Here is an 18,541-nt window from a genome sequence, read left to right on the forward strand (position 1 = left end):
AAGGCTCGCCGCGTTATGACTGCGGAAATTCATCAGCTTCACGGCGACCGGCCGCCTTCGCTCGACCCGATGATGGCGCTTGTCGCCGCCGACATGAACGAAGTGAATTCGGTCATTCTCGACCGGATGCAGTCGAAAGTCCCGCTGATCCCCGAACTCGCCGGTCATCTGATCGCGGGGGGCGGCAAGCGGATGCGGCCGATGCTGACGCTCGCGTGCGGGAAGCTGCTCGACTATCCCGGCCGCCGCCATTGCAAGCTCGCCGCGGCGGTCGAGTTCATTCACACCGCGACATTGCTCCACGACGATGTGGTCGACAAATCGGACCTGCGCCGCGGCCGCAAGACCGCAAACAACATCTGGGGCAACAGCGCCTCGGTGCTCGTTGGCGATTTTCTGCTAGGCCGCGCGTTCGAAGTGATGGTCGAGGACGGGTCGCTCAAGGTGCTGAAAATCCTGTCGCACGCGTCGGCGGTGATCGCGGAGGGCGAGGTCAACCAGCTTTCGGCACAGCGCCGGATCGAAACGAGCGAGGATCAGTATCTCGCGATCATCAACGCCAAGACCGCCGAACTTTTCGCCGCGGCGTGCCAGATCGCCGCGGTCGTCGCCGAACGCGACGACGCAACCGAGGCGGCGCTCGACGCCTATGGCCGCAACCTTGGCATCGCGTTCCAGCTCGTCGACGATGCGATCGACTATGTTTCGGACGCCGAGACGATGGGCAAGGGGGTCGGCGACGATTTCCGCGACGGCAAGGTTACGCTGCCCGTTATCCTTGCCTATGCGCGCGGCAACACCGAGGAACGCGAATTCTGGAAGCTCGCGATCACCGGCCACCGGACGTCGGACGAGGATCTTGTCTTTGCGACCAGCCTGCTCCGCAAACATGGCACGATCGAAGACACGCTGGCGCGCGCACGCCACTATGGCCAGCGCGCGGTCGATGCGATCGGCGGCTTCCGTGCGAGCCAGGCCAAAGCGGCCCTGACCGAGGCGGTCGCCTTCGCCGTCGCGCGCGCTTATTGATATTTGAGCCGTTCCCGCGACAGCGGGATTCCATTTTCTTCTTCGTGCCTTTGCGCCTTTGCGTGAAACCAGAAAAATCTCACGCAAAGGCGCAAAGGCACGAAGAAGAAGCAGAGGGGATGTGACGGAATGTCGATGATGGGCCCGGCGGCGGCAAATCCGGATGCCTATATTGCGGCGCTTTCCGGTTGGCAGCTTGAGCGTTGCACCATGCTCCGCGCAGCGATCCTGCGCGCCGCGCCTTTCGAAGAAACGATCAAATGGACCAACCTCGTCTTCATGGCGAACGGTCCGTGCATCCTGATCCGCGCCGAAGAATGCCGTGTCCTGCTCGGTTTCTGGCGCGGCAAGCGGCTGCGCAGACTGGAGCCTCGGATCAAGGCGAGCGGCAAATATGAACTCGGTAATCTGGTGATGACCGAGGCGACCGGGGTTACGCCTGAAACGGTCGAGGCCCTCGCCACCGAAGCCTTCCGCCTCAACGCCGAACTGGGCAATCCCGCGGCGCGCGCCTGATGCAACCGCTGCCGATCGACATCGTTCTGCCCGACATCATGGCGGCGCTGGTGCTGAAACCCAACGCCGTCGTTGTGGCGCCCCCCGGCGCCGGCAAGACGACGCGCGTCGCGCCGGCCTTGCTCGACCAGCCCTGGTGCAAGGGCGCGGTGTGGCTGCTGTCGCCCCGTCGGCTGGCGGCGCGGGCCGCGGCAGAGCGCATATCCGAGGAAATGGGTGAGGCGGTCGGCGGACATGTCGGTTATGCGACGCGGCTCGACAGCAAGCAGTCGGCGGCGACGCGGTTGCTTGTGATGACGCCGGGGCTGTTCCGCAATCGCATTCTCGCCGATCCCGAGCTTTCAGGCGTGTCCGCCGTGCTGTTCGACGAGGTTCACGAACGGAGCCTCGACGGCGATTTCGCGCTCGCGCTCGCGATCGACGCGCAGCAGGGGCTGCGCGATGACCTGCGCCTTGTCGCGATGTCGGCGACGCTCGACGGCGCGCGCTTTGGCGCGCTGCTCGGCAACGCGCCGGTGGTGAAGAGCGAGGGCAAGATCTGGCCGCTTGAGCTCCGCCATATCGGCCGCCGCGCCGAGGACCGGCTGGAGGCGTCGGTGCTGGGCGCGGTGCGACAAGCGCTGAGCGAGGAGGCGGGGGGCGATATACTGACCTTCCTGCCCGGGGCGGCCGATATCGAACGCGCGGCGACCGCGGTCGAGGACGCGCGCCTGCCGCTCGTTGTCCACCGCCTGCACGGACAGATCGATCCGGGGCTGCAGCGCAAGGCCCTCGTTCGCGACCCCGACGGCGGGCGCAAGCTCATCCTGGCGACGAGCATTGCCGAAACCAGCCTGACGATCGAGGGCGTGCGGATTGTGATCGACGCCGGCCTGTCGCGCCGTCCGCGCTTCGACAAGGCGGCGGGCATTGCACGCCTCGTCACCGAACGCGCAAGCCAGGCATCGGCGACGCAGCGCGCCGGGCGCGCGGCGCGGCAGGGGCCGGGAGTCGCTTACCGCTTGTGGGAGGCCGCCGCGACCGCAGGCATGCCGCCGTTCGATCCGCCCGAAATCCATGAGAATGATCTGATGCCCGTCGTGCTCGATTGCGCGAGCTGGGGCATCGTCGATCCGCGCCAGCTCGGCTGGCTCGACCCGCCGTCGCCCGCCGCAATTTCGGAGGCGAAGGCCCGGTTGCAGGCGATTGGTGCGCTGGCCGACGACGGCCGCATCACTGCGCATGGCAAGGCGCTGGCGTCGATCCCGCTGCCGGTGCCGCTTGCGCATATGTTGCTCGATGCCGCACGCGCGGGTGAAGCCGAAATGGCGGGGCGCCTTGCGGTGCTGCTCACCGAGCCCGGCCTCGGCGGGCGCGGCGTCGATGTCGAGGCGCGGCTTGGGCGCTGGCGCGGGCAGCGCGGCGATCGCAGCGAAGGGGCGGGGCGCCTCGCGCGGCGGCTTGCAACCATCGGCGAAAAGCTCGCGGCGGAAACCGACGGGGTTGCGCCGCGCTCGATCGGCGGCTGGATCGCCACTGCCTGGCCCGACCGTGTTGCGCGCCAGCGCGCGGGCCAACGGGGCGAGTATCTCAGCGTTGGCGGCCGGGCCTATCGCATCGACGCGGTCGAGCCGCTGGCAGGCAGCGAATGGCTAGCGATCGCCGATGCACAGGGGCATGCGGCTGGGGTGCGGATCCTCGCGGCGGCGCCGATCGAACTGGCCGAGATCGAGGCGATCTTTGGCAACCGGATTGTTACCCATTCGGCGAGCAGCTACGACAGCGCGAACGACCGCGTCGACCATCGCCGCGAACGGCGGCTCGGCGCGATTGCGCTGGCGAGCGGGCAGGCGGGTCGAGGCGAGGGGGCCGAGGATGATGTCGCGTTGCGGATGGCGGCTGTCCGCGACAAGGGGCTGGGATTGATCGGTTGGGGACCGGCTTCGCAGGCGCTGCGCCAGCGCGCGTTGTTTGCGGGCATCGATGCCCTGTCGACCGGCGCGCTTGCCGACAGTCTCGAGATATGGCTCGAACCGCTGCTTGCCGGTTGCCGAGGCCTGCGTGACATCGGCGATCGCAAGCTCGCCGACGCGCTGATGGCGACGCTCGACTGGTCGGCGCGTCAGCTGCTCGAAAAGCACGTACCTGCTGACTATACGACCCCGGCGGGGAGCCGGCATGCCATCGACTATGGCGCCGACGGCGGGCCGACGGTCAGCGTGCGCGTGCAGGAACTGTTCGGGCTCGCGCGCCATCCGACGATCGGCGACCCGCCTGTGCCGCTGATACTTGCGCTGACCTCGCCTGCGCATCGCCCGATCCAGACGACGCGCGACCTTGTGTCTTTCTGGGGCGGTAGCTGGCACGATGTGGCGCGCGAGATGCGCGGGCGCTATCCGAAACATAGCTGGCCCGACGATCCGGCGAACGCGCGGCCGACATTGATGACGAAAGCGGCGCAGGCGCGGCACGATGCGCAATAGGCCCCTTTTCGCGGGCGCCGCTTGGCGCTAAGGCGGCGGCACAGGCACCAGAACAGGACGACCCCGATGAAAGCGCGTATTTTCCAGAAGCCCAAGAATGCGATGCAGTCGGGGCGTGCCGGAACCCAGCGCTGGATGCTGGAGTTCGCCCCCGCCGAAGCGCGCAAGGCCGATCCGCTGATGGGCTGGGCAGGCAGCGGCGACACGCAGCGTCAACTGCGCCTTGGTTTCGCGAGCCGCGAAGAAGCGGTGGCTTATGCGACGCGTGAAGGCATCGAGGCCGAGGTCGTCACGACACCCGTCCGCACGCTGAAAATTCAGGCCTACGCCGACAATTTTCGCTGATAAAAAGACGGCCCCGAAGGGCCGTCGCAATCAGGCGTCTTGGTCCGGCTGCAACAGCTTGTGCAGGTGGACGACGACATATTTCATTTCGGCATCGTCGACGGTGCGCTGTGCGGCGCTGCGCCATGCCTTTTCGGCCGTCTTGTAGTCGGGATAAAGGCCGACAACGTCGAGGTTATGAAGGTCGGTAAAATCGAGGCCCTGCGGATCGCTGACGCGTCCGCCGAAAACCAGGTGAAGCTTGCTCATCTTCGGATTCCTGACGGTAAAAGTCTTGGGGAGGGGAAGCGCAGCCCCCTATTCTCCCACGGGCGAATAAGCAAGTCAGCAGTCTTTCAGCTGTCGGGATCGTCCTTGCGACCCTTGGGGAGCAGCGAGCCCAGCAGCGCGCCGATGGCGACCGCGCCCGCGACCAAAGCCAGCGGCTGCTTCTCGGCCGCATCCTTGAGCTTGCTGTTCGCGCGCTTTGCCTGCGCCTTGCCCCTTTCGAGCGCCTCACCGGCGGCTTCGCGGGCGACGCCGGCTTGTTCGCTGGCTTTCGCTGCGAAATCCTCGGTGGCGGCGCGGGCGCGGCCATAGCCGTCCTGGATGCGCGCCTTGGCCGCTTCGGCGGTCAGGCGGGCGTTTTCGGCGGTTTTCTCCGCAAGTTCACTCGCTTTTGCACGCGTCTCGCGGGCGGTTTCACCGAACGGCTTCATCTTCATCCTCCAATGGTTCGATTTCATCTTCGTCCGCCAAATCGTCGGCAGGGCGAAAATGATCGGCGACATTTGCCGCCAGGTCCTGAATCTTGCGCCCGAGCCTCGGGACATGTTCCTTGATCGGTTCGCGGAAAAGCCACGCGACGCCGGCAATCGCCGCGATCGCGATCGGCAGCCGGTTGCTACGGAACTCTTCCCTTACCGCATGGGCCGCATCATCGACCTTTCCGCCGATGTTATATTTGCCCCGATCGACGAGCGCCCCGGGTTTGAGCGCCGCCCTCGCGACATCGAGCCGCCGGTGCAGTTCTGCACGCTGCAGCATCGAACGACGCGCGGCGGCGATCAAACGGTTACGCGTCCGCGGCATCGGCATCGATCCCTTCGTTCGTCAGGTCACGGCGGAGCGCGGTGCGAATGTCACCATAGCTGCGCTGTGCACGCCAACCCGCGAAGCCTGCCATAGCCGCGAGTATGGCGACAACAATCAATGTCGCAACAAACGGACCAACATGCGGGGCGAGCGCGAGGATCGCGCCAAAGGCGAGCGCGAGCATCGCGACAGCAAGCGCGCATGCGGCGATCGTGCCCCACACCGCGGTCCATGTCGCGCCGTGCAAGGCCAACTCGCCCCGCGCCTCGATCAGTGCGAATTCGGCCTTCGCGGTCGCCCTCACATTGTCGACGACATCGCCGACAATCTTCTCGAGCGGGACAGGCGGCGGTGTGGCCGCCTTCCCGTCCGGCGCATAGCCGTGGCTCACGCGGTCGAACGTGGCCTGTTCGCCTGACGCGTCGGACGGGGAGGGGGTGTCAGGTTTTGCGGATGACATTTCGGATGGATCAGTTGTTGTTCGAACCCTTGAGCATCCGGGCCAGAACAAATCCGATCACCGTGGCGGCACCGACGGCAATCGCCGGATTCTTCTTCACGATGTCGCGGGTCGATGCCGCGAGTTCGTCGAGATCCTTTTTGTCGAGTGTCGAGGCGAGGCCGGCGACGGTCGTGGCCGCCGAGCGGGCGTAGTCGCCATATTGCTTGCCGAACTTGCTGTCGACGGTGCCGGCGCTGTCCTCGAGAAGCTTGGCCAGGCTGCCGACAGCTTCGGCCGCCTTGTCCTTGCCCTTGTTCGCGGCGTCGCGTGCCTTGACCGAGGCCTGATTCTTCAGCGACGTCGCTTCTTCCTTCAGCGAAGCCGCCTTTTTCGATGCTTCGGTCTTGATGGTGTCGCGGGTCGCAGCGATCTGGTCGCGGATCGGGTGATCCTTGGCGGCCTTCGCGGTTGCGGGCTTGCGCGCGGGGGCAGCCTTGGTGGCCGCGGCCTTTGCGGGTGCCTTGGGACGGGGAGCAGCGACTTTCTTCGTCACGGGAGTAGCGGCTTTGGCCATCGACTTCATCCTCTTCTTTATGTCGGGTGCCGCATCGGCGAACATCCCTTTGGTCCTGCCTCAATATATAGCAAAGCGCGCCCAATGGTTCCATAGGCGCGCAAAATTCCTATGCAGTGGTTGCACTAAGGGCACCTCGCCGATAACAGGCGGGCGCCTTTCCCTACCGGCCCGTCGCTGGCCGCCAGCAGGACAAAACTCATGACCGCCATCATCGACATCCACGGCCGCGAAATCCTCGACAGCCGCGGCAACCCCACCGTCGAAGTCGATGTCCTACTCGAAGACGGCAGCTTTGGCCGCGCCGCAGTCCCCTCGGGTGCCTCGACCGGCGCGCACGAAGCGGTCGAACTGCGCGATGGCGACAAGTCGCGCTATCTGGGCAAGGGCGTCATCAAGGCGGTCGCCGCCGTAAACGGCGACATCGCCGAAACGCTGATCGGCCTCGACGCCGAGGATCAGCGCGAACTCGATCAGGCGATGATCGACCTCGACGGCACCCCGAACAAGAGCCGGCTCGGCGCGAATGCCATCCTCGGCGTCAGCCTCGCCGTCGCCAAGGCGGCCGCCGACGCGCGCGGCCTGCCGCTCTATCGTTACGTCGGCGGTGTCTCGGCGCGCACCCTGCCGGTACCGATGATGAACATCATCAACGGCGGCGAACATGCCGACAATCCGATCGACGTGCAGGAATTCATGATCATGCCCGTCGGCGCCGGCAGCATCGCCGAAGCCGTGCGCTGGGGCAGCGAGATTTTTCACACGCTGAAGAAGGGCCTGTCGGCAAAGGGCCTCGCGACCGCCGTCGGTGACGAAGGCGGCTTCGCCCCGAACCTCGCCTCGACGCGCGCCGCGCTCGACTTCATCGCCGCCTCGGTCGATCAGGCTGGCTTCAAGCTCGGTACCGACGTCGTTCTTGCGCTCGATTGCGCTGCAACCGAATTCTTCAAGAACGGCAAGTACGAGATCAGCGGCGAGGGCCTGTCGCTCAGCCCCGAGCAGATGGCCGAATATCTCGCCGCGCTCGTGAAGGACTATCCGATCAAGTCGATCGAGGATGGCATGAGCGAAGATGATTTTGTTGGCTGGAAGGCGCTCACCGACTTGGTCGGCGACAAGTGCCAGCTCGTCGGCGACGATTTGTTCGTCACCAACCCGCTGCGTCTGGAGCAGGGGATCAAGGACGGTCTTGCCAACTCGCTGCTCGTCAAGGTCAACCAGATCGGCACGCTGTCGGAAACGCTCGACGCAGTCGATATGGCGCACCGCGCGCGCTACACTGCGGTGATGTCGCACCGTTCTGGCGAGACCGAGGATTCGACGATCGCCGACCTGGCGGTCGCCACCAACTGCGGCCAGATCAAGACCGGCAGCCTCGCGCGTTCGGACCGGCTCGCCAAGTACAATCAGTTGATCCGCATCGAGGAAGAGCTGGGCGACATGGCGCGTTATCCAGGGGTGGCGATTTTCGGCTAATATGTGATCCCCGGCGAAAGCCGGGCCCCACATGCCGAGCGCCGGGAAATCTGGGCCCCGGCTTTCGCCGGGGATCATGACCGGGGCGCGCTCACTTCCCCTTCAGATATTTATCGAACCAGCCGATCGTGCGGCGCAGCGCGTCGAGCTGCGTCTCGCGCTTCTGGAAGCCGTGGCCTTCGGCGGGATAGAAGACCGTCTCGACGACATTGTCCTTGGCTTTCAGTATGTCCTCGACCTCCTGCGCTTGGCCGCGGGGCACGCGAATGTCGTTTTCGCCCTGCAGGCTGAGCAGCGGTGCCTTCGCGGCCTTCATGTAAGTGAGCGGTGACGAGGCATCATAGACCGCGGGGTTTTCCTCGGGGGTGCCGAGCAGCGTGCGCTGATAGGCTTTAAGCAGTTCGTCCTGATCGCGGTACATCGTGCGCCAGTTGATGATTCCGTACCATTGCACCGCCGCGGCGAATTCGTCGGGGGTACGGCCAATCGCCATCAGGGTCATGAAGCCGCCGTACGAGCCGCCGAAAATGCCGACCTTCGTCTTGTCGACATAGCCCGATCGAACGAGGAAGTCCTTGGCTGCGACGGTGTCCTTCAGGTCGCCGCCGCCGAGATCCTTGAAATTGGCTTCCTGAAACGCCTTGCCATAGCCGGTCGAGCCCCGGAAATTGGGCTGGATCACGACATAGCCGCGCGTCGCGAAAGCCGTGGCATAGCGCGAGAAACCGTCCTGCGACTGTCCGGTCGGCCCGCCGTGCGGCAAAACGACCGCGGGGTTGCTGCTGTCGCGTTTCAGGTTGAACGGCGTCGTCACGATCGCGCTGATCAGCGTGCCGTCGAAGCTCTTGTATGTGACGACCTGCGATTTCGGGAGCAGCGCCGGGGTCAGGCTGGCCATCGCAAGCGGCACTGTCGCCACCGCCTTGTTCGCGGCGAGATCGTATGTGTAGAGCATTGTCGGCGAATCCGCGCCGCTGCGCGTGACGAACATCTTTCGCCCGTCGGGCGAGATGGCCGTCAGGCCGGGGATCGCATTGCGGCCGGGATCGAGCGCGAGATCGGTCCTCACCATCGTCGAAAGGTCGACGCGCGTCAGCGCCGACCGGCCGTCATTGTTCGTGCGCACGAACATCGCGCTCCCGTCGGGAGTCATGATGTCGCTCGATTCCTCCCATGGCGTCGGCGCGAGCCAGCGCCATGCCTTCGTCGCTACGGTATAGACCCCCGCGTGCGACTGGCCGGTGCCTTCGTCCGTGGTGACGGCCAGGGTCGTTCCTTCGGAGCTTGCACCGGTCGCCTGATAGATGGTCTTGGGCTTTGCGAGCAGTTTTGTCGCGGCGCCGCTGGCGACACCGATCCGCCAGACTTCGCCAACCGATCCGTCGACGCGCGCGCGGTTGGCGATGATCGCCTTGCCGCCATCGATCCACGCTGCCGCTGACCAGTTGTAGGCGGGATCCTTTTCGGCGGTCAGCGTGCGGATCTTGCCGCTCGCGTCCATCACGGCGACATTGGTCTGGCCTTCGCTCTTCAGCTTGGTCGAGAGCGCGACGAGGCCGCCCGACGGGCCGACGAGCAGGCTGTCTTCGCGGCGGTCGGGCGTGTTGGTCAGGTTCTCGACGGTGCCGCCGCCGACCGGCAGGCGATAGACATCGGGATATTCGTTTCCGCCGACGTCCTGCGTGAAGTAAAGCCATTTGCCGTCTCGCGATACCTCGAGACCCGATTGCGCGTCGTCGGACTGCGTCAGCTGTACCGGCCAGCTACCGTTGGCTTCCATCCGCCATATGTTGACACGGCCCGACAGGTCGGTGGCGATAAAGATCTGTTTGCCGTCGGCGCTCCACACCGCGTCATAGAGCGAGCGGGTAACCCCGATGTCGTCGAGCGGCACCGGTCGGCTGTCCGGATTGGCAGGCGAGACGATCGATTGCGGATCGGTGACGGGGCGATCGGGGGTCGCGATTTGTGCGGCAAGCGGAGATGCGGTGGCAAGCAGAACGGCAGTGAAGATCAGTCGCATATCGAACCCCCCGGCAAAAACATTCGCGCGACTGTGGCAGACCCCAATCCGCTCGGCCACAATTTAGTGTGGAAAAGCGTGGGATCGGCGCTTGACGCCATGAATCAACTCTGATTCAAGGGCCGGAATGACGCAGCGCCACAAATTCCGCAAATCGATGAACCGGGCCGCCGGTCCCGCCATCGCGGTGATGGTGGTGCTGGCGATGATCGGCTACATCATTTTCGGTCCGACCGGGCTCTATGCGTGGGGTGACTATGGTCAGTCGGTCGAAAAGAAGCGTGTCATATTGAGCGAGCTGACGAAGAAGCAGAGCGATCTGCAGAACCGCGTCAACTTGCTCGACCGGCGAAGCGTCGACCCTGACCTGGCCGAAGAATATGTGCGCGAGAAGCTCGGCGCCTATCATCAGGACGAGTATATCATTCCGATGGACAAGACCGCAAAACCTTAAGCTTTCGCCGCAGCTTTGCTGCACCCATGCTGCATACGTAAGTAGGCTTCACCCCATCAGATGGTGGGCGTTGCCAAGTGCGGCGTGGCTCTCCTATATGGCGGCTTGCCGTAACGGCGAAAATGCAAAGGAACCCGTCTTGGCCAAAGCACCAGCGCGCACCTCCCCCGCGCCAAAAAAGACTGCATCCACCCCGGCTCCCGCGAACAATCGCGAGCAACCGCGCGATCCCGTTCCCTATGACGCGACGCCCGAAGAGCTGGAAAAATTCTATCGCGAGATGCTGCTGATCCGCCGCTTCGAAGAGAAGGCGGGGCAGCTCTACGGCCTCGGCCTGATCGGCGGTTTCTGTCATTTGTATATCGGTCAGGAAGCCGTCGCGGTCGGTCTCCAGTCGGCGCTCGACGGCGACAAGGACAGCGTCATCACCGGTTACCGTGACCATGGCCACATGCTCGCTTACGGTATCGATCCCAAGGTGATCATGGCCGAGCTGACCGGCCGCGCCGCGGGTATTTCGCGCGGCAAGGGTGGTTCGATGCACATGTTCAGCGTCGAGCATAAATTCTATGGCGGCCACGGCATTGTCGGCGCGCAGGTGTCGCTCGGCACCGGGCTGGCCTTCGCGCACAAATATCGCGGCGACGGTGGCGTTGCGATGGCCTATTTCGGTGACGGCGCATCGAACCAGGGCCAGGTGTACGAAAGCTTCAACATGGCCGAGCTGTGGAAGCTGCCGATCATCTTCGTGATCGAGAACAACCAATATGCGATGGGTACCTCGGTTAACCGCTCGTCGGCCGAGGATCAGCTCTATCGCCGCGGCGAAAGCTTTCGCATCCCCGGTATGCAGGTCGACGGCATGGACGTGCTCGCGGTGCGCGGCGCGGCCGAAGCGGCGCTCGAATGGGTGCGCGCGGGCAAGGGACCGGTGCTGATGGAACTCAAAACCTATCGCTATCGCGGTCACTCGATGTCCGACCCCGCCAAATATCGCAGCCGCGAGGAAGTGCAGGCGGTGCGCGACAAGTCCGACGCCATCGAACATCTGAAGAAGCTGATGACCGACGCGGGCATCACCGAGGAGAAGTTCAAGGATATCGACAAGGAAATCCGCGCGATCGTGGCCGAGTCCGCCGACTTTGCGGAAAGTGCGCCCGAACCCGAATTGCATGAACTTTATACCGACGTGCTGGTGGAGCAATATTGAGATGGCCATCGAATTGAAAATGCCGGCGCTGTCGCCGACGATGGAAGAAGGCACGCTCGCCAAGTGGCTCGTCAAGGAAGGCGACACGGTGAAGTCGGGCGACATTCTCGCCGAGATCGAAACCGACAAGGCGACGATGGAATTCGAAGCGATCGACGAGGGCACGATCGGCCAGATTCTGATCGCCGAGGGCACCGATAACGTAAAGGTCGGTACCGTGATCGCAACGATTACGGGCGAGGGTGAGGAAGCGGCTGCTCCGGCGCCCGCGCCTGCGCTTGCTGAACAAAAGGACGTCGCCCCCGCGCAGGCGGGGGCCGCAAGCGTTAGCGAACCGGCTCCAGCGGCCCTCGCCTCCGCGGGGGCGACGGAGAAACCTGCCGCAAGCGAACGTGCATCGGACCCGGCGATCCCCGAAGGCACTGCGATGGCGCGTCTGACGGTCCGCGAAGCCCTGCGCGATGCAATGGCCGAGGAAATGCGCAAGGATGACCGCGTCTTTGTGATGGGCGAGGAAGTCGCCGAATATCAGGGCGCGTACAAGGTCACACAGGGCCTGCTCGAGGAATTCGGCGCGCAACGCGTCGTCGATACGCCGATCACCGAATATGGCTTCGCCGGCCTCGGCACCGGGGCTGCGATGGGCGGGCTGCGTCCGATCATCGAGTTCATGACCTTCAACTTCGCGATGCAGGCGATCGACCACATCATCAACTCGGCGGCGAAGACCAATTATATGTCGGGTGGCCAGATGCGCTGCCCGATCGTCTTCCGCGGCCCCAACGGCGCCGCGGCGCGCGTCGGCGCGCAGCACAGCCAGAATTATGCGCCCTGGTATGCGAGCGTCCCCGGCCTGATCGTGATTGCGCCTTATGATGCCGCCGATGCCAAGGGGCTGCTCAAGGCCGCAATCCGTACCGAAGACCCCGTCGTCTTCCTCGAAAACGAACTGCTTTACGGCCGCAGCTTCGACGTGCCCGAAGTCGACGATTTCGTGCTGCCGATCGGCAAGGCGCGGATCATGCGGGCTGGTAGCGACGTGACGATCGTCAGCTATTCGATCGGCGTCGGGCTTGCGCTCGAAGCCGCCGACCAGCTCGCGGGCGAGGGGATCGACGCCGAGGTCATCGACTTGCGCACGCTCCGCCCGCTCGATACCGCAACCGTGCTCGCGAGCCTCAAGAAGACCAATCACCTTGTCATCGTCGAGGAAGGCTGGCCGACCTGCTCGATCGCTAGCGAACTCGCGATGGTCGCGATGGAGCATGGCTTCGACGATCTCGATGCCCCGGTCCTGCGCGTGTGCAACGAGGATGTGCCGCTACCTTATGCGCACAATCTCGAAAAGATGGCACTGATCGATACGCCGCGCGTCGTCGCGGCGGTGAAGGCGGTCCGCAATCGCGCCTGACGACCCGGAGGCGGCATTTTATCCCGATATGCGCGATCCGCGCGTGATGGTCTCCGTACCGCACGCGCGGCGTGCGGCCATGGCGGCATTATGGGGACTGACGGCGCGACTGACCAAGCTGCTGATCGACGCGCGCGAACCGCTGATCGGCCAGATCAAGCTCGCCTGGTGGCGCGACATGACGGCGATGCTGGCGAACGATCCGGGTGCACTGCCGAAGGGCGAGCCGCTACTCGCCGAGCTTCAGGCGACTTGGGCGGGGCAGGGCGGTCTCGACGCGCTGGTCGACGCCGCCGAAGCGATGTTGCTTGCCGAAACCACCGACGACCGCCGCTCTGCGTCCGAAAGCTTCGGTATGCAGCTTTTTGCGCTGTCGGGCGGCCAAGAGGCCGGCGGAAAGCGCTGGGGACTCCTTTGGGGCGCGGGGGTCGAAGAGGATGAGAGGGAAGCGCGCAACTTGCTGGACGACGCCAAGGCCCTGCCGGCGCCGTCGCGGCGCATTTTTTCCGGAAACCGGCCGCTTCTGATGCTCGATCGCTGGGCAGGCGCGATCGCCGAAAACGACGGCGAACGGCGCTGGCGCGGCGAAGGTGGGCTGCTGTTCCGGATCGGGTTGTTCGGCCGCTGACGATTAAAACGCGTCCGGGGGTGGAAATGACACGCCCGAGCATCTATCTTGCTGCGAACAAACGGGGTCGCAGGGGACAATGCGATGTTCAACGGGCTGGTCGCCTATCTCGATTCGATCAAGGCGCGCGACCCTGCGCCGCGGTCGCGTTGGGAAATACTGCTGTATCCGGGTATTCTCGCGGTTGGCTTGCATCGTGCCGCGCATTGGCTGTTCGAGGCGCGGCTGTTCTTCCTCGCGCGCTTCGTCAATCACTTCTCGCGCTTTCTGACCGCGATCGACATCCATCCGGGGGCGAAGATCGGGCGCCATCTGTTCATCGATCACGGCTTTGGCGTCGTCATCGGCGAGACCGCCGAGATCGGCGACAATGTCTCCATCTATCAGGGCGTCACGCTCGGGGGTACCGACCCCGCGAACGGCATCGGCGGCAAGCGCCATCCGACCCTCGCGGATGATGTGATCGTCGGGTCGGGCGCACAGATCCTTGGCCCCGTGATGGTCAACGCGCGGGCGCGTGTCGGCGCCAACGCCGTGGTGACGAAAGATGTGCCCGAGGGCGCGGTGATGGTCGGCATTCCCGCACGCTCGACCTTGCTCGACGCGACCGAATATGCCCGCGAGTTCGTCCCCTATGGTACACCATGCAGCGAGAATTTCGATCCGGCGACGCAGAAGGTCGAACTGCTGCAATGCCAGCTCGATCAGATGCAGAAGCAGCTGAAGGCCTTGCTCGACGAACGCGAACTTGCGGCCGTCGACGATGAAGCGCCGCAGCGCAAAGGGGGCCGGACCCGCGCCTGATGGGAACGGTCACGCCTCTACCGTTCGGCAATATCAGAGCGGTTCCGCAGCAGACCGGCTTCGAGCGCCCCGAGTTGATGCGCATCCTTGACCTCTACGGCCGCATGGTCGCTGCGGGTCACTGGCGCGACTATGCGATGGATTTCCACCGCGATGCGGCGATCTTCTCGGCATTCCGCCGCGCCTCCGAGCGTCCCGAATATCGCATAGAAAAACGCCCCGCCTTGCGGAGCAGGCAGGGCATGTGGGCCCTTGTCTCCGAAGCCGGGGCGATCCTGAAGCGCGGGGACGAGCTCGCGAACGTGCTCGCCCCCGTCGAACGCAAGCTTATGAAGCTGGTATCGGACTGACCGTCCGCGTCGTCGCGGGCAGCTGGCTTGCCAGATTGTCGGGCAGGAAGCCGACCACCACCGCCCGGGCATTCTGCCAGAAGGCCGAGAGCAGCAGCAGCGCCGAACCGATGACGAACGCCGTCAGCGCGACATTCAGCTCGACCGCGCCAAAGGTGTTGAACAACTGGGTCATCGCGAACAGCACATAGGCGAGCGCCGAGACGAGCAGGGCGCGGCGATCGATCGCGAGCGCGATCAAGCCGAACAGGATATAAACGCCGATCACCATTACCGCCGCGGCGCTGCCGATGTCGTCGCCGCGCGTGACGCCAAGCAGGTGGAAAATCGGGTGCGCGATCATCGGGGCGGCGAGCAGATGGAGCCAGAAGGCGACGTCGCTGCGGCGCGTCTGGCGCACCCGGTCGCTGCGGTCCCACCACATGGCGAGGGTGAACACGCCGAGCCCGGCGATCAGCACCAGCGCCATCGGCAGCGTGCCGTCGGGGCTGAGAAGGCCGGTGATCGCGAGCACGAGTGCTACAGCGGTCGCGGCGAGGGCCGCAGTACCCGCAGCAACGGTGATCGGCACCATGAAGCGCTTCCAGTGGAGCCAGGTTGCGCCGGCAGTCACCGCTGCCATCGAACCGATCACGATCGCGCCGACGGTCTCGCCGGGATCGTTACTGAAAATGGATTCGCCATGCTCGACAAGGAAGCCGACCATCGTTGCAAAGACCCCGCCCGCAAAGGCAAGGACGAGCACGATGCTGGGCAGCGCCATGCGGCGCTTGCGTGTGAAATATTCGGCGAGGAACCAGGCCGAGGCGGCAACGAACGCGCCGCCGAGCGCGGGATGGATCGATGCGCCGATCCACGCCACCGCGACGAGCAGGATGACCGCCGCGATGCTGACGAAAATATCGTTGAAGCCGGTGATCAGGCGGAACGATTCCTCGTCCGCTCCGGGGGCGGCGCGCACCGATGCGATATGCGACCGAAAGGCCAATGCGGCCTCTGGCGTCAGTACTTTTGCATCGACCGCGGCTTGCAGGTCGGTTTCACTATACATCGGGGTCGTCCTTCTGTCCGATCCCCTTGCCCCGCAATCGTCATCGCATATGCGTATTACTGTGTCAATACAGTGATGCGGATTGCGGCTGATCCTCCCCGTCGCGCCGCGACGGAGAGGATCGGATCGAGGTCAGCCCAGCGCCTGCAGGGCGCGCATGACGGCCATCGACTGCTCGCTGCCCGACTGGGGCACGGTTTCGCCGTTGCGGTCGATGATCTTTTCCCACGCCGCCGCGACACCTTCGGGGGTGCGTTCGCCTTCGGGCAGGGCCACACCGGGGGTCATGGTGACATAGGCGGCGTGGAACGCGCCGGCGCCGGCACCGACGATCATGTTGGTCGGCGCATCTTCGCTGACCAGATAGAGTGCGGCGGGGACGACATTCTCCGGGGTGAACTTTTCGAACAGCTCGGCGGGGAAGATATCCTCGGTCATCCGCGTGCCCGCGACCGGTGCGATCGTGTTGCAGCGGATGTTATATTTCGCGCCTTCGAGGTGGAGCGTCTTGGTCAGCCCCGCGAGGCCGAGCTTTGCTGCGCCATAATTGGCTTGGCCGAAATTGCCGTAGAGGCCTGTCGACGATGCCGTCATCAGGATGCGGCCGTAAGCCTGTTCGCGCATCAGGTCCCAGCAGGCCTTGGTGACATTGGCGCTACCGCTGACGTGAACCTTGAGCACCAGATCGAAATCGACGGGTTCCATCTTGGCAAAGCTCTTGTCGCGCAGGATGCCGGCGTTGTTGATCAGGACGTGGACGCCGCCCCATTCTTCCTTCGCCTTCGCCACCAATTCGACCATCTGGTCATATTCGGTGACGCTGCCGCCGTTCGACATCGCGGTGCCGCCCGCCGCACGGATTTCCTCGACGACCTGCAGTGCGGCATCCGAGTGACCGGTGCCGTCGCGCGATCCGCCGAGGTCGTTGACGACGACCTTGGCACCGCGGCGCGCGAGTTCGAGCGCATAGGCGCGGCCAAGGCCGCCGCCGGCGCCGGTAACAATAGCAACGCGTCCGTCAAATTTGATCGTCATGATGGTCTCCCGGAAGGGGCCTCCCGCAAAAAGGGTTGCCCGAAAAAACTGGAACGTCCTTAGCCGTTCGCACTCCGCTGGCAAGAGGGAGAGAAAAGTGACCGGTGAAACAAAAATGTCATGCAAATGACGTGCAACTGTCACTCAACCGTCATAGCAGCGCCGTCAGATTGTCACCTTACGCAATGGAGCAAATTCGTCATGCGCCACGTCATCGCCTCCACCCTGCTGGCAACATCGATGTTCAGCCTGCCGACTGCGGCGCACGCGCAGGCGATGACGGCCGAAGAGGCGGGCCAGTTGCGCGCCGAGCTGGCTGCGCTCAAGGCGCAGGTCCAGACGCTTGAAACACGGCTCGATGCGGCGACGGCGCCGCCGGCGCCCGCTCCGGCGGCGCCGCCCGCTCCGCCGTCGGTAACCGCAAAGCCCGCGACCGAGATCAGCTGGAAAGGCGGTCCCGAGATCAAGACCGCCGATGGCTGGAGCTTCAAGCCGCGCGGACGCATGCAGGTCGACATCGCGGGGGTCGATGCACCCGGCAGCGTCGGCGGCAACAGCCTGGGCATCGGGACCGAGTTTCGCCGCATTTTCCTGGGCGTCGATGGCAAGATCCCGGGCGGTTTCGGCTATCGGATCGAGGCGGATTTCGCGAACAGCGCGGTTGAACTGACCGACGTCTATCTCACCTATGGCACCGGCCCGCTGACGGTCATGGCGGGTCAGACCAAGCCGTTCTGGTCCCTCGAGGAATTGACCAGCGACCTGTTCACCAGCTTCAACGAACGCGCGGCGTTCATCCAAGCGTTCGGCTTCGAGCGCCGGGTCGGCCTTTCGGCGCAGTATAAAACAAAGACGGCAATGTTGCAGGCCGGTGTGTTTGGCGACAATGCAAATGACTTGCTGAGCGACGCCGACAACAGTGTCAGTTTCGACGCGCGGGCGGTCTTCATGCCCAAGCTCGGCAACACCCAGATCCATCTCGGTGGCAGCGGCCATTTTCGCAGCTTCAACGATCAGGCGAGCAGCACCCGCTATCGTGCCCGCCCCTTCGTCCGCACCACCGACGTCCGGATTGTCGACACCGGCAATATCGGCGCCACCGGCGAACGCGGGTTCGGGCTGGAAGCTGCCGCGCTACGCGGCCCGTTCCACGTCGCCAGCGAAGCTTTCTGGCAGACCGCGCGTCGCCCCGGCCTTGCCGATCCGACCTTTTTTGGCGGCTATGTCGAGGCCGGACTGGTGCTCACGCCGGGTGACAGCCGCATTTACAAGGATGGCGCGTTCGACCGGTTGGCACCGCGCAAGGGCATCGATCAGGGCGGTATCGGCGCGATCGAGGTCAATGTCCGCTACGATTATCTCGACCTGATCGACAAGGGTATCGTCGGCGGCAAGCAACGCACCGCCGGAATCTCGCTCGTCTGGGCGCCGATCCAATATGTCCGGATCATTGCAAACTATGGCCGGCTGAATTTCGATCAGGCCGCAGTCACCGCCGCCGGCGATCGCGATTATTCTGCCGACGCTTTCGGCCTGCGGACTCAGTTCGACTTTTAACGGACTGTAACGTCGGTAGGGAATGGGCGTGAAGCTAACGACTCTTCGCTTGGTGCGTCCGCACGAAAGACCACCCGACCGCCAAGACTAGTCTTCATCC

20 protein-coding genes are annotated in these 18,541 nt (G+C 64.5%); 12 read left to right on the forward strand and 8 right to left on the reverse strand.

Annotation, left to right across the window (positions count from 1 at the left end; all coding sequences use genetic code 11):
• Positions 1 to 15 precede the first annotated feature (15 nt).
• From AC07NV_RS18640 to AC07NV_RS18655, 4 genes are all read left to right on the forward strand, one after another.
• Positions 16 to 1,029 (forward strand): polyprenyl synthetase family protein, encoded by a 1,014-nt coding sequence (locus tag AC07NV_RS18640; protein ID WP_495167886.1) that lies wholly within the window; start codon positions 16 to 18, stop codon positions 1,027 to 1,029.
• A 129-nt stretch (positions 1,030 to 1,158) separates the two neighbouring features.
• Complete coding sequence (locus AC07NV_RS18645; RefSeq protein ID WP_495167887.1) at positions 1,159 to 1,545, forward strand: DUF1801 domain-containing protein; 387 nt, start codon at positions 1,159 to 1,161, stop codon at positions 1,543 to 1,545.
• Complete coding sequence (hrpB, locus tag AC07NV_RS18650; protein ID WP_495167888.1) at positions 1,545 to 4,007, forward strand: ATP-dependent helicase HrpB; 2,463 nt, start codon at positions 1,545 to 1,547, stop codon at positions 4,005 to 4,007. The genes AC07NV_RS18645 and hrpB overlap by 1 nt, the downstream gene beginning before the upstream one ends.
• 66 nt (positions 4,008 to 4,073) lie before the next feature.
• Positions 4,074 to 4,352 (forward strand): ETC complex I subunit, encoded by a 279-nt coding sequence (locus tag AC07NV_RS18655; RefSeq protein WP_495167889.1) that lies wholly within the window; start codon positions 4,074 to 4,076, stop codon positions 4,350 to 4,352.
• A gap of 30 nt (positions 4,353 to 4,382) precedes the next feature.
• On the opposite strand, the gene AC07NV_RS18660 is transcribed toward AC07NV_RS18655, so the two are convergent.
• The 5 genes from AC07NV_RS18660 to AC07NV_RS18680 all read right to left on the reverse strand — a co-directional run bounded on the left by AC07NV_RS18660 (position 4,383) and on the right by AC07NV_RS18680 (position 6,442).
• Complete coding sequence (locus AC07NV_RS18660; protein WP_495167890.1) at positions 4,383 to 4,601, reverse strand: DUF4170 domain-containing protein; 219 nt, start codon at positions 4,599 to 4,601, stop codon at positions 4,383 to 4,385.
• 86 nt (positions 4,602 to 4,687) lie between these two features.
• Positions 4,688 to 5,056, reverse strand: a complete 369-nt coding sequence (locus AC07NV_RS18665; RefSeq protein ID WP_495167891.1) for a hypothetical protein — start codon at positions 5,054 to 5,056, stop codon at positions 4,688 to 4,690.
• Complete coding sequence (locus tag AC07NV_RS18670) at positions 5,034 to 5,423, reverse strand: hypothetical protein (protein ID WP_495167892.1); 390 nt, start codon at positions 5,421 to 5,423, stop codon at positions 5,034 to 5,036. The genes AC07NV_RS18665 and AC07NV_RS18670 overlap by 23 nt, the downstream gene beginning before the upstream one ends.
• Positions 5,407 to 5,886, reverse strand: a complete 480-nt coding sequence (locus AC07NV_RS18675; RefSeq protein ID WP_495167893.1) for a phage holin family protein — start codon at positions 5,884 to 5,886, stop codon at positions 5,407 to 5,409. The genes AC07NV_RS18670 and AC07NV_RS18675 overlap by 17 nt, the downstream gene beginning before the upstream one ends.
• Positions 5,887 to 5,896: 10 nt before the next feature.
• Positions 5,897 to 6,442, reverse strand: coding sequence for a hypothetical protein (locus AC07NV_RS18680; RefSeq protein WP_495167894.1), 546 nt, complete (start codon positions 6,440 to 6,442; stop codon positions 5,897 to 5,899).
• 201 nt (positions 6,443 to 6,643) lie between these two features.
• On the opposite strand from AC07NV_RS18680, the gene eno reads away from it, so the two are divergent.
• Entirely contained in the window at positions 6,644 to 7,918 is a 1,275-nt protein-coding gene (gene eno, locus AC07NV_RS18685) for a phosphopyruvate hydratase (RefSeq protein WP_495167895.1), read from the forward strand.
• A gap of 91 nt (positions 7,919 to 8,009) precedes the next feature.
• Here eno and AC07NV_RS18690 read toward each other — a convergent pair whose 3' ends face one another.
• Positions 8,010 to 9,941 carry a S9 family peptidase gene (locus tag AC07NV_RS18690; protein WP_495167896.1) on the reverse strand — a complete coding sequence of 644 codons (1,932 nt, stop codon included), beginning with the start codon at positions 9,939 to 9,941 and terminating at the stop codon, positions 8,010 to 8,012.
• Positions 9,942 to 10,068: 127 nt separating this feature from the next.
• On the opposite strand from AC07NV_RS18690, the gene AC07NV_RS18695 reads away from it, so the two are divergent.
• The 6 genes from AC07NV_RS18695 to AC07NV_RS18720 all read left to right on the forward strand — a co-directional run bounded on the left by AC07NV_RS18695 (position 10,069) and on the right by AC07NV_RS18720 (position 14,798).
• Positions 10,069 to 10,395, forward strand: a complete 327-nt coding sequence (locus tag AC07NV_RS18695) for an FtsB family cell division protein (RefSeq protein ID WP_495167897.1) — start codon at positions 10,069 to 10,071, stop codon at positions 10,393 to 10,395.
• 139 nt (positions 10,396 to 10,534) lie between these two features.
• Positions 10,535 to 11,605, forward strand: coding sequence for a pyruvate dehydrogenase (acetyl-transferring) E1 component subunit alpha (pdhA, locus tag AC07NV_RS18700; protein WP_495167898.1), 1,071 nt, complete (start codon positions 10,535 to 10,537; stop codon positions 11,603 to 11,605).
• Between the two features lies 1 nt (position 11,606).
• Complete coding sequence (locus AC07NV_RS18705) at positions 11,607 to 13,016, forward strand: pyruvate dehydrogenase complex E1 component subunit beta (protein ID WP_495167899.1); 1,410 nt, start codon at positions 11,607 to 11,609, stop codon at positions 13,014 to 13,016.
• Positions 13,017 to 13,044: 28 nt separating this feature from the next.
• Positions 13,045 to 13,644, forward strand: coding sequence for a hypothetical protein (locus tag AC07NV_RS18710; protein WP_495167900.1), 600 nt, complete (start codon positions 13,045 to 13,047; stop codon positions 13,642 to 13,644).
• 84 nt (positions 13,645 to 13,728) lie between these two features.
• Complete coding sequence (gene epsC, locus AC07NV_RS18715; RefSeq protein WP_495167981.1) at positions 13,729 to 14,448, forward strand: serine O-acetyltransferase EpsC; 720 nt, start codon at positions 13,729 to 13,731, stop codon at positions 14,446 to 14,448.
• Positions 14,448 to 14,798 carry a DUF2794 domain-containing protein gene (locus tag AC07NV_RS18720; protein ID WP_495167901.1) on the forward strand — a complete coding sequence of 117 codons (351 nt, stop codon included), beginning with the start codon at positions 14,448 to 14,450 and terminating at the stop codon, positions 14,796 to 14,798. Before epsC ends, AC07NV_RS18720 begins: the two co-directional genes overlap by 1 nt.
• Here the strand turns inward: AC07NV_RS18720 and AC07NV_RS18725 are convergent.
• Entirely contained in the window at positions 14,776 to 15,849 is a 1,074-nt protein-coding gene (locus AC07NV_RS18725; RefSeq protein ID WP_495167902.1) for a hypothetical protein, read from the reverse strand. The two genes, AC07NV_RS18720 and AC07NV_RS18725, sit on opposite strands and share 23 nt — an antisense overlap.
• Before the next feature lie 132 nt (positions 15,850 to 15,981).
• Positions 15,982 to 16,884 carry an SDR family oxidoreductase gene (locus AC07NV_RS18730; RefSeq protein ID WP_495167903.1) on the reverse strand — a complete coding sequence of 301 codons (903 nt, stop codon included), beginning with the start codon at positions 16,882 to 16,884 and terminating at the stop codon, positions 15,982 to 15,984.
• 201 nt (positions 16,885 to 17,085) lie between these two features.
• Here AC07NV_RS18730 and AC07NV_RS18735 point away from each other — a divergent pair, with 201 nt between their 5' ends.
• A complete protein-coding gene (locus AC07NV_RS18735; RefSeq protein ID WP_495167904.1) occupies positions 17,086 to 18,441 on the forward strand; it encodes an OprO/OprP family phosphate-selective porin in 1,356 nt (451 codons plus the stop codon).
• Positions 18,442 to 18,541: the final 100 nt, after the last annotated feature.

This window comes from Sphingopyxis sp. GW821-FHT10B01 (assembly GCF_059415685.1).